This window comes from Betaproteobacteria bacterium, from assembly GCA_016791345.1.
GTDB lineage: Bacteria > Pseudomonadota > Gammaproteobacteria > Burkholderiales > JAEUMW01 > JAEUMW01.
In genome coordinates this window covers 1-10,999 of sequence record JAEUMW010000336.1, presented here as the reverse complement: position 1 = coordinate 10,999, position 10,999 = coordinate 1, and the positions used below count along the sequence as shown (strand labels likewise).

Genomic DNA, 10,999 nt, shown 5'->3' with positions numbered 1-10,999 from the left:
CATGCAGTGCATGGCCGCGCAATGCATCTGCAGGCGGCTTCCGCGGCCCAGTCTTCTCTGTTCTGCCATCCCGTTGCTCATTTCACGGCTTCCGGCAGTCGTGCTGGATCAGCCGGGACCCATGTCCGCACTCGCACATCTCGTCGTCGCTAATCTTGAAGTTGCCCATGCGCATGGTGTGGTAGCGCTCGAAGTAGGGCTCGATCCGCCGCTCGATGGCAGCATCGTAGGCGGGCTTCACCACGTGGGTATTGCCCCACGTCACCTTCACGATCGCGCCATTGCGCGCGACGAGTTCGCCGTCCTTGAAAACGTAGGCGGGCTTCCCGAACATGATTTCGGGATTGCCGTCGCGGCGGTAGACGGTGATGTCGGCGGCAGCACCGGGGGCGAGATGGCCGCGATCGGTGAGCCCCAGCGTGCGCGCCGGTGCGGCGCGGGTCATGATCGCGATCTCGTACAGCGAGTATTCGCGCTCGAGCGAGCCGAGCTGAGACAGTTTCTGCGCGTCCGCATTGAGGCCGGCCAGCTTCTCGTTGCGGAACGTCTTGTCCATCAGCAGCCGGATCAGGTGGGGATAGGTCGTGAACGGCGCGCCGTTCGGGTGATCGGTGGTGAGGAAGATGCGCCACGGGTCCTCGACGAGCAGGAAGATCTCCAGTCCGATCGCCCACTGCAGCGCATTCACGAAGTTCTGGTCGCGATACTTGAACGGCACCACGCCGCAGCCGGCATCGCATTCGATGTCCATCACCACCGACTTCTTCGGGCTCCCCGCACCGGCGTTGCGGAACTGCGCCATGTTGTCGCCGGAGGCGGTGACGGTCTGCCCGAAGAGGATCTGGCCGACGTCCGCGCTGATGTTCGGGCGCGCATTGATCGCCTCCGCGATGCGTGCGGCGCCGGAGGAGAACTTGCGGTCGCCCTCCGTTCCATAGGTGTGGAACTGGATGTGGGTGAGGTGCATCGGCAGGCCTTCGACCGCATCCATCGTCGCGAGCGTCGTCTCGACGTTGCCGGGCACGCCCAGGTTGCAGCCGTGCACGTGCAGGGGGTGCGGCACGCCGATGTCGTGCACGGCCTGCGCGAGTACCTTGAGGATCTGCCGCGGCGTGACGCGATAGTAGGCGTGCGCCTCGTCGAGATCGAGCATGCGCTGATTGAACTTGAATGCCGAGATGCCGCCCGGGTTCACCACCTTGAGGCCGATCGCCTGCGCGTGGGTGATGGTCCACGCGACGTAGTCGTTGATCGCACGCTGGTCGTCGTTTGCCGCCAGCATGCGCAGCAGGAAGTCGTCGCTGCCGAGCATGGCGTATGCGCCCTTGTCGACGATCGGCGTATCGCCCATTTCCATGTGCGCCTGGCGCGCGTTGATCGGCAGCATCGCCGGCTCGAAGCACGCGGTGTAGCCCATCTCGGCGTAACGGTAGCCGGTCGTGAGGGTGGACGGGGCGGCGTGACCGCAGCCCGAACGGGTGAGCGGCGTGCGCCCGACCAGGTCCCCACGGTGGTCCTCGGGCAGCATGGCGCGCGCGATGTTGACCTTGCCGCCGCCGATGTGCGTGTGCAGGTCGATCGCGCCGGCCATCACGACCATCCCGGCGACGTCGATGGTCTGGTGGATGGTCGCCGACGGACCCGGATCGGCGACGATGCGGCCGTTCTCCACGAACACATCGCGCACTTCCTCCTGCACCCCGTGGGCCGGATCGACGACGCTTCCCCCCTTGAGCCTGAGCAGCATCACCGTCACCCCAGCGCCGTGAGAATCGCGTCGAGCGCCGCAGCGGTGGCGGGCAGCGGCGAGTCACGGAGCTTGCGCAGGGCCAGCGCGACGACCTTGTCGGCCCGATAGAAGTGGCCGCTGTCATCCACGCCGGGTGTCGCGACGGCGATGAAGACGTCGGGCTCGCGTGGCAAGTCCATGCTCGCCGGGCCGAGCACGATGGTCGGAACGTCGGTCTCGGGCGGCACGCGCGCGGGATTCAGGCTCGACACCCACACCAGCGCATCGGCTTCGCCGCTCGCGAGCAGGCGCTGCGTGCTGAAGTGATACGGGTCGTAGGCAGGCTGTCCGGTCGCCAGGCTGGTGCGAAACGGAAAGCCGGTCTGCCACGTGTGCACCTGGTTGAAGGTGAAGTCACCATCGGTGCCGGCGAGCGCGAGCCCGCTGAAGCGGATGCTCTTGTTGAGATCGCCGAGCAGATCGGTTAGGGTCTGCACGGTGAGTTCGGCATGGGGGAAATCCAGATCTCCGGCCGCCCATGCTGCAACGCCGTACTTTGCCCGCTTCATGCGTTCGGCGAGCGACGCGAGCGCTGCGACCGGCACGCCGGCGACTGCGTCCTGCGCAATGCTGCGGCCGGCCAGCACGGCGCGCAACGCGCCGAGCACTTCTCCCAGACGGCGGTTCTCGCAGGCGATGACGGTCGGGGCGCGGCCGTCGGGTGCCGTGCCCGCACCCGTGTTCTTCGCCTCGCCCAGGTAGACGATCTCGCGCTTCGCCGGATCGAGATCGAACATGCTCTCGCGCACCCAGACGATGCGCTCGAAGAAGCGTGGGAAGCGGGAGACGACGTCGGTGCCGACGAGGATCAGGAGGTCGGCGCGGTTGCGCACCTCCGAGAGCGTGGTCGTGATCCAGCCCGCATCCTGAACGACGAGCAGGTTGCGCAGCTTCGCCGTCGATCCCATGTGATCCATGACGGCGCCAACGCGGTCGGCGAGCGCGACGGCGCTGCGCGCTCCGGCGACGTCGGTGGCGAGTCCGGCAATGAGCGGCAGCTGCGCCTGCGCGAGAATTCGCGCGGCCTGCGCTGCGGCCTCGTCGAGTGACGCGGGCGCACCGTTCACGCGTGCCTGCGTCGGTGCGGCGCGGCCTGCGCGCGCGAAGGCGGCTTCACTGATCGGACAGCCGTTGGCCGTGACCTCCATGCCGCTGTCGGTGACCGCAACGCGCAGGTCGTCGCAGGCGAGACCGCAGAAGGGACAGGGAATGTCGTGTCGTTCGGTCGTTGGACTGCTCATCGGAATGAACGCCGGTGCCTTGGTCCGCGGTCGACGACGCTGCGATCGACGCGGCGATTGTGGCGAGAGTGTAACCGCGATTTGCACGTATTTGCACGTGCTACGCGAGCCCCCGATGCGGGTTTCGATTTGCTATAGTTCAACGGCGATTCGCGCCGTCGGATACTGGCTCTGGCGCGGTTTCCGGACATCGCGCAGTCTGCTCCCGGCGCGGGACACACTGCTCCGGTACTGTGGCACGCAGCGCCCCTTGGATGCACCGATTTTCATGAACAGCAGCGTGAATCTCATTGGCATAGCGATTGCTGCCGCGGCTGCCCCCGTGCGGAGGGAGGTGCGATGACGCTGCCGTTTTCCGCGGTGCGTCAAGAAAGCGTGATGGTCGCGGCGCCGGCGCGACTGCATCTGGGGTTCATGGATCTGAGCGGCGGCGTAGGCCGTCGCTTCGGCAGTCTCGGTCTCACGCTGGACAGCGTTCGCACGCGCGTGATCGCGACGCCGGCGGACGGGCTCGAGGCCGAAGGGCCGCAGCGGCTGCGCGTGCGGCGATTGCTGGAGGTGCTGCGCGAGGCCACCGGCGTGCGCCGCGGCATCCGCGTGGTGGTGACGGAAGCGATTCCCGAGCACGCCGGCCTGGGTTCGGGCACTCAGCTCGCGCTGGCCGTCGGGTGCGTGTTCGCGAGGCTGTTCGGACTCGCGCTCGCTCCCCGGGAGATTGCCGGCATGCTCGATCGGGGCGCGCGCTCCGGCATCGGCATCGGCGCCTTCGAGCACGGCGGGTTTCTCGTCGACGGGGGGCGGGGCGCGGTGGACGCACCGCCGCCGATCACCAGTCGCATCGAGTTTCCGGAGAACTGGCGGGTGCTGCTCATTCTGCATCCGAGCGCGCAAGGGTTGCACGGCGCGGCGGAGAAGTCGGCGTTCCGCGCGCTGCCGCCGTTCCCCGAGGCGCGGGCAGCACACCTGTGCCGGCTGGTGATGATGAGTTTGCTGCCGGCGCTGGCCGAGCACGATCTTTTCGAGTTCGGCCGCGCGGTGCAGGAGTTGCAGCGCGTCATCGGCGATCATTTCGCGCCGGCGCAAGGCGGGCGTTTCGCGAGCGCGCCGGTGGCCTCGGCATTGGCGCGGCTCGAAGCGGAAGGTGTGAGCTGTGTCGGGCAGAGTTCCTGGGGCCCGACCGGCTTCGCAGTGGTGGAATCGGAGGCGGTCGCCGCGCAAGCGGTCGATGCGCTGGAGAGGGAATTCACGGCCACGGGTCTCACGTTCGAGATTACCCGCGGCCGCAATCGGGGCGGCGAGATCGCGCTCCAGCCGGCCCGGGCTGCGGGCCTGAATGCGGCGCAGCGCGTCCGCCAGTCTTCGTGATGAGATCATGGAAAAACTCTACATCCTGCACATGCTGACGCCGACCCGGAACGTCAGTCCCTTCGATGTCAACATGGCGTATGACGCCGGCTTCGACGCGGTGGTGCCATACACCGACGTCACCCTCGACCAGGTGCAGGCGCTCACCCAGGACGCGATCTTCTCGCGCGGTCCATCGGGCGTGAAGCGCACCGGCCTCTTCATCGGCGGTCGCGAGATCGGCATGGCGGCGGACATGCTGGATGCGGCGCGTGGCTCGATGGTGCCGCCGTTCGAGGTGTCCGTCTTCGCCGACCCGAGTGGCGCCTTTACCACCGCGGCGGCGCTCGTCGCGTGCGCGGAAGCGCAACTCAAGGGGAAGTTCCAGACCGACTTCGAGGGCAAGAACGTCCTCGTGCTCGGCGGTACCGGCCCGGTGGGCGCGGCCGCCGCGGTGCTTGCGTCCGGCGCGGGCGCGAAGGTGATGATCGCCAGCCACTCCAGCGCCAATCGTGCGCGGATGACTTCGGAAGTCTGCAACGCGCGCTACGGTGCCACCACGCAACCGGCCGAGGCTGGCTCGACCGAGCAGAAGGAGGCGCTGATCGAGAGCATCGACGTCGTCCTCGCCACCGCCAAGGCGGGCATTCAGGTGCTGTCCCGGACGGAACTCGCCAAGGCGGGACGCCTGCTCGTGGCGGGCGATGTGAACGCCGTGCCGCCGGCCGGCATCGAGGGGGTCGGCGTGATGGATCGCGGTGTACCGCTCGAAGCGGCTTCCGGCAAGGCGGTCGGCATCGGCGCACTGGCTGTCGGGGACATCAAGTACAAGGTGCAGCGCGGCCTCTTCGAGGCCATGCTCGACGCGCAGAAGCCGCTCTATCTGGACTTTCGCGACGCCTTCGCGATGGCGCGCACCTATGCGGCCTGACGGGAAACCGTTCCTCGTCGTCTCCGCGTCCGGGCGGGCGCTCGCCGCGATGGCACGGCGGTCCGGCGCGCGCACCGTGGTGCTCGACCTCTTCGCGGATGCGGACACCGCCGCATTCTGCGACGCGCTGCGCTGCGTCACGTCCGATCGCATCCTGCGCTTCCACTCGCGCCGCCTGCTCGAAGCGGCCGCCGACCTCGCAGCGCCGTCGGCGTCCAGAGGGATGATCTTCGGGTCCGGCCTCGAAGGCCGGGTTCCGCTCCTCGCCCGCCTGGCGCGCGGCCGCAAGGTATTCGGCAATGCGCCGGACACCGTTGCGCGGCTGAAGGATCCGCAGATGCTCGCGTCCCTGCTCGGCTCGCTCGGCATTCGCACGCCGGCCGTGCGCTTTGCGCCGCCGCCTGACCCGCGCGGCTGGCTCGTCAAGCAGGCTGGCGGTGCCGGCGGTGTGCACGTGCGCGCGGCGAAGCGTGGCGTCACATCCCGCCAGGGTCGCTATTTCCAGAGATTCGTCGACGGTCGCGTCCTGTCCCTGCTCCTCGTTGCCAATGGACGCGGGGCGCTGCCCGTCGGCCTGAGCGAGCAATGGGGCGCGGGCGCGGATTGCCCACGCCGGCCGTTCAGTTTCGGCGGCGCGATTTCCGATGCATCCGTGCCGGAGGACGTGCGTGCGCAGGTGGAAGAGTGGGGCGCGCGGCTCACCGAGCGCGTCGGGCTGATCGGCCTCAACGGCATCGATTTCATCCTGGACGATGCGGGTCGGCCGCACTGCATCGAGATCAACCCGCGTCCCGCCGCCACCGCGGAACTCTACGACTGCCGCGCACCGGGAGGGCTGTTCGCGTGGCACGTCGACGCCTGCGAAGGCCGCCTGCCGACGCGGGGACTCGAACCCCGTGCGGGGGTGCGCGGACAGGCGATCGTCTACGCCTCGGCGCCATGGACGAGCACGCCCGCGCGCTGGCCGGACTGGGTGACGGATCGGCCGCTCCCCGGCACGCCGGTCGCAGCCGGCGCGCCGCTATGCACGGTACACGCGACGGGCGCGCGTGCCGCTGCGGTAAGACATCAGCTCAACGAACGAAGCCGAATCATACGGCGCACCGTCATGCCGCTTGCCGCATGACGCGGTAGTAGTTGGAGGAGAGAAGAGATGAACGTGTCCGGACGGACAGCGGACGTCGCGCGCGCGCGTCCCAGCATCAACGCCACGGCGCAGCCGCTGGTGGAGGCCCTGGTCCGCGATGCCCACGAGCTGCGCATCGGGGTGACGACCCATGCCGCGGGCTGTCGCATCGTCGACGCCGGCATCGGTCACCCGGGTGGCCTGGAAGCGGGTCGCCGCATCGCCGGCATCTGCCTCGGCGGCCTCGGGGACGTGCGCCTCTCGTCGACTGCCGAGCGCTGGCCCCTGCGGGTAAGCGTGACCGCATCCGACCCGGTGCTGGCGTGCCTCGGCAGCCAATACGCCGGGTGGAGTCTCTCCGCCGGCGAGGGCAAGGGGGCATTCCACGCGCTCGGATCCGGACCCGGGCGCTCGCTGTCCGTCAAGGAAGCGCTCTTCGAGGAACTCGCCTACCGCGACGCGGCGGATGCCACCTGCCTCGTGCTCGAAGTCGACAAGACCCCGCCCGATGCCATCGTCGAGAAGGTCACGCGCGATTGCGGCATCGCACCCGAGCGGCTCACGTTCATCCTGACGCCGACCCACAGTCTCGCCGGCGTGGTGCAGATCGTCGCGCGCGTGCTCGAGGTGGCGCTGCACAAGGTGCACACGCTCGGTTTTCCGCTCGAACAGCTGCTCGACGGTTCCGGCTCCGCGCCGGTGCCGCCCCCGGCGCCCGACTTCCTGAACGCGATGGGGCGCACCAACGACGCCATCATCTTCGGTGGTGTCGTGGAACTTTTCGTCGATGGCGAGGACGACGCGGCGAAGGACCTGGCCGAGCGGCTGCCGTCCAGTGCCTGCAGTGATTACGGGCGGCCCTTCGCGCAGGTATTCAAGGAGGTCAAGTACGATTTCTACAAGATCGATGCGAATCTCTTCGCGCCGGCGGCAGCCGTGGTGTGCAACGTGCGCACCGGCAAGGTATTTCGCGCCGGCACAGTGAACGACGCGCTGCTTGCGGCGTCGTTCGGCGAGTGAGGGGCTGCGGGTCACGACATGCGGCAGATAGCGATCTGCACCGACGAACCCGGATGGCATGGGGCGCGTCTACGTGCGGCCTTCGCAGCGCGCGGCATCGCGGCGAGCTACGTTTCGCTGCGCGAGTGCCGGTTCGATCTCGCCGGCGGCGTCGATGGGATCGTCATGCCGGGCTTTGCGGGTAAACTGCCGGACGCTGTCTTCGTGCGCGGTGTACCCGGCGGTACGCTGGAGCAGGTGACGTTCCGTCTCGGCATCCTGCACGCCCTGAAGGCACTCGGGGTACCCGTGTACAACGACGCGCGCGCGATCGAATGCACCGTGGACAAGAGCATGACGAGCTTTCTGCTGCAGCGCGCGGGCGTGCCAACACCGCCGACCTGGGTGACGGAGAACGCGGCGGAGGCGCGCGCGGTGCTCAGGCGCGAGACTGCGGCCGGCGGGGAAGTGGTGATCAAGCCGCTGTTCGGATCGCAGGGAACGGGGCTGCGGCGGCTCGGTGCCGACGACGCGGACATCCCGGGCATGGAGCTTTATCGCGGCGTGTGCTACCTGCAGCGCTACATCGACAGCGGTGACGGGCGCTGGCACGACCACCGCGTTTTCGTGATCGCCGGCCGCACCGTCGCTGCGATGGTGCGCCGCGGCGTGTCGTGGGTGAACAACGTGGCCCGCGGCGCGCGCTGCGAACCCCTGGAGCTCACGTCGGAGCTCGCGCAGCTCGCTGAAGCCGCGGCGCGTGCCGTCGGCGCGCAGTACGCCGGCGTGGACATCGTGCGCGACCAGAGCGGTTGCCTGTGGGTGATCGAAGTGAACGGCATCCCGGCTTGGAAAGGGCTGCAGAGCGTTACCGGTGTCGACATCGCAGCGACGCTCGTCGATGATTTCATGCGTCGCCACCTCACGCGTGGCACGGTGCGGGAGCTGGCAGCCCTATGCTGAACGGATCGCGCGCCCCCTTCGTCGCAGCAGCGGTGCGCTGGGCGTGCCGGCTCGACGTGCAGGCGGCCAAGCCGGGCAACGTCAGCATCGCGAGCCCGGGGCACGGGATGCGCGCGGACGATTTCCTCGCCAGCGCCGAGGCGGTGGCGGGGCCGCTCTCGGCACCCGGTCGCAGCGTCGGCGAGCGCATCGCCGAGGCCGTCGACGCCACCTGGAAACAGGTCGGGATGAACACCAATCTCGGCATCGTGCTGCTGGCCGCACCACTCGCGCAGGCGGCACTGACCGCGCGGGCCGGAGAGACGTTCGAGCGGGCGACGGTTCGCGTGCTTGCCGAGCTCGATGCCGACGACGCCGTCCACGCCTTCCGCGCGATCGTGCAGGCGAACCCGGCGGGTCTCGGCGAGGTCGAGCAATGCGACGTGCGGCATCCCGCAGCGACGACGACTCTGCTCGAGGCCATGCGCGCGGCCGCGCACCGCGATGCCATTGCCCGCCAGTACGCGAACGGGTTCGGTGACGTGTTCCGGTTCGGGATCCCGCGATTGCTGGCTGCGCTGCGCCGCCACGGCAGTTCGACGCGGGCGACGGTGGACTGCTATCTCGGGTGGCTCGCACGCTTTCCGGACACGCACATCGCGCGGAAGTACGGCATCGAGGTCGCGCGCCAGGTGAGCGCGGAAGCCGCGCACATCGAGTCCGGAATCGGCGGCTCGTGGGCCGGGCTGCGCGCCTGGGATGCGTCGCTCAAGGCGCGCGCCCTCAATCCCGGCACGAGTGCCGACCTCACCGTCGCAAGCCTCTTCGCTGCCCGGCTGCAGGGCGCGTTTGCAGGACGGTTTTTCGAAGCGGACGAGCCGTTGGCGCCGGTCCGCAAGGTAACGTGGATGCATGGGACGGGTTTGCGCGAGTGAACGCGTCTGCCGAATCCACATTTGTTCGTCAACCCCAAGGTAGGAGATGGTAAATGGCAAAGATCGATCGGGTCCTGGTCGGAGAATCGCTGGTCGGCGACGGTAACGAGGTCGCCCATATCGACCTCATCATCGGACCGCGCGGCAGCGCAGCCGAGTATGCGTTCTGCAATGCGCTGACCAACAACAAGGACGGCTTCACCTCGCTGCTGGCGGTGGTCGCCCCGAACCTGCCGTGCAAGCCGAGCACCCTGATGTTCAACAAGGTGACGATCAAGGGCGCGAAGCAGGCGGTGCAGATGTTCGGTCCGGCGCAGCGCGCGGTGGCGATGGCGGTGACCGACTGCGTGGCCGACGGCACGATCCCGCAGTCCGAAGCGGACGACCTGTACGTCTGCGTGGGTGTGTTCATCCACTGGATGGCGGAAGACGACAACAAGATCCAGGACTTCAACTACGAGGCGACCAAGCAGGCGATCAAGCGCGCTGTCGCCAACGAGCCGAAGGCCGCAGACGTGATCGCGAAGAAGGGCACGCCGCACCCGTTCGCCGGCCACGTGTAAGCGTCAGTTGCACGGCCGGTGGTGTTCCGCCGGCCTGTTTTTCACGTCCCGTTCCCGCACAGCCAGGGAGAACCCGGCGCACGGGGAGCAGAATGGGAGGGCAATAGCAATGTCGATCTGGGATGCAATTCTGGGAATCTTCGGCGGCGGCAAGAAACCCGCGCCCGCAAAGCCGGCGCCACCCCCACCGCGACCGGCCGCAGCGCCGGCTCCGAAGCCGGCCCCGGCTCAGAAACCGGCCACCGCCGCAACCGCAGGCAAGACCATCGATCGGGTGCTCGTCGGCGAGGCGCTGGTGGGCGACGGCAACGAGATCGCCCACATAGACCTGATCATCGGTCCGCGCGGTTCGGCTGCGGAGCGCGCCTTTGCCAATGCGCTTGCCAACAACAAGGATGGCTTCACTACGCTGCTCGCCGTTGTGGCCCCGAATCTTTCGGCAAGACCGAACGCCGTCATGTTCAACAAGGTGACGATCAAGGGCGCGAAGCAGGCGGTGCAGATGTTCGGTCCGGCGCAGCGCGCGGTGGCGATGGCGGTGACCGACTGCCTGGCCGACGGCACCATCCCCGAGCAGCAGGCGAACGATCTTTACCTGAGCGTGGGCGTCTTCATCCACTGGATGGCGGAAGACGACAACAAGATCCAGGACTTCAACTACGAGGCGACCAAGCTCGCGATCAAGCGCGCCATCGCCGGCGAGCCGAAGGTGCAGGAGGTGCTCGCCAAGGCGCGCGCGACGCCGCATCCGTTCGCCGCGCATTCCTAGCGCTCAGGCGATGCGCATGAGCTCGGCGGGCGTCAGGCGTCCGTCGTGCAGGCTGGACGCGACCAGCGCCCCGGCGCTGCCGAGCGCACGCAACGCCCGTAGATCGTCGGCGCCGCGCACGCCGCCCGCAGCGTAGACGCGGCGCCCGGGCGCTGCGGCGAGTATCTGCTCGATGCGGTCCCAGTCCGGTCCTGCGTCGCCGCCGACGCGGGCGAGCGTCATCACGATGACGTCATCGGGCCACGACTGCGGCCGGTTCAGGATGTCGACCGCACCCAGCGCTTCGCCACGCGCTCCGAAGTCGAGCGACAGCACGGGTGGCGCTACGCCGCCCGTTGCGTGCAGTTCGTCGAGCAGTTG

The 10,999-nt window shown here is 68.5% G+C and carries 11 protein-coding genes; 8 read left to right on the top strand and 3 right to left on the bottom strand.

What is annotated here, in order from left to right:
• Positions 1-82 precede the first annotated feature (82 nt).
• Together JNK68_13225 and JNK68_13220 are read right to left on the bottom strand one after the other, a co-directional pair.
• A complete protein-coding gene (locus JNK68_13225) occupies positions 83-1,747 on the bottom strand; it encodes a formylmethanofuran dehydrogenase subunit A (GenBank protein MBL8541317.1) in 1,665 nt (554 codons plus the stop codon).
• A 5-nt stretch (positions 1,748-1,752) separates the two neighbouring features.
• Positions 1,753-3,030 (bottom strand): formylmethanofuran dehydrogenase subunit B, encoded by a 1,278-nt coding sequence (locus JNK68_13220; protein ID MBL8541316.1) that lies wholly within the window; start codon positions 3,028-3,030, stop codon positions 1,753-1,755.
• Between the two features lie 339 nt (positions 3,031-3,369).
• Between JNK68_13220 and JNK68_13215 the strand changes: the two genes are divergently transcribed.
• The 8 genes from JNK68_13215 (at position 3,370) to fae (JNK68_13180) (ending at position 10,639) form a co-directional block, all read left to right on the top strand.
• Positions 3,370-4,395, top strand: coding sequence for a GHMP kinase (locus JNK68_13215; protein ID MBL8541315.1), 1,026 nt, complete (start codon positions 3,370-3,372; stop codon positions 4,393-4,395).
• 7 nt (positions 4,396-4,402) lie between these two features.
• Complete coding sequence (locus JNK68_13210; GenBank protein MBL8541314.1) at positions 4,403-5,305, top strand: methylenetetrahydromethanopterin dehydrogenase; 903 nt, start codon at positions 4,403-4,405, stop codon at positions 5,303-5,305.
• On the top strand, positions 5,295-6,431 hold the full coding sequence (locus JNK68_13205) for an ATP-grasp domain-containing protein (GenBank protein MBL8541313.1): 1,137 nt from the start codon (positions 5,295-5,297) through the stop codon (positions 6,429-6,431). Before JNK68_13210 ends, JNK68_13205 begins: the two co-directional genes overlap by 11 nt.
• A 27-nt stretch (positions 6,432-6,458) precedes the next feature.
• Positions 6,459-7,451, top strand: a complete 993-nt coding sequence (locus JNK68_13200) for a methenyltetrahydromethanopterin cyclohydrolase (protein ID MBL8541312.1) — start codon at positions 6,459-6,461, stop codon at positions 7,449-7,451.
• An 18-nt stretch (positions 7,452-7,469) separates the two neighbouring features.
• Positions 7,470-8,393: a RimK family alpha-L-glutamate ligase gene (locus tag JNK68_13195; protein MBL8541311.1), complete on the top strand. Its 924-nt coding sequence runs from the start codon at positions 7,470-7,472 to the stop codon at positions 8,391-8,393.
• Positions 8,387-9,307, top strand: a complete 921-nt coding sequence (locus JNK68_13190; GenBank protein ID MBL8541310.1) for a triphosphoribosyl-dephospho-CoA synthase — start codon at positions 8,387-8,389, stop codon at positions 9,305-9,307. Before JNK68_13195 ends, JNK68_13190 begins: the two co-directional genes overlap by 7 nt.
• A 53-nt stretch (positions 9,308-9,360) precedes the next feature.
• Entirely contained in the window at positions 9,361-9,870 is a 510-nt protein-coding gene (gene fae / locus JNK68_13185) for a formaldehyde-activating enzyme (GenBank protein MBL8541309.1), read from the top strand.
• A gap of 265 nt (positions 9,871-10,135) precedes the next feature.
• A complete protein-coding gene (gene fae, locus JNK68_13180) occupies positions 10,136-10,639 on the top strand; it encodes a formaldehyde-activating enzyme (protein MBL8541308.1) in 504 nt (167 codons plus the stop codon).
• Between the two features lie 3 nt (positions 10,640-10,642).
• On the opposite strand, the gene JNK68_13175 is transcribed toward fae (JNK68_13180), so the two are convergent.
• A partial coding sequence (locus JNK68_13175; protein MBL8541307.1) for a nickel transporter occupies positions 10,643-10,999 on the bottom strand: 357 nt, incomplete at its 5' end.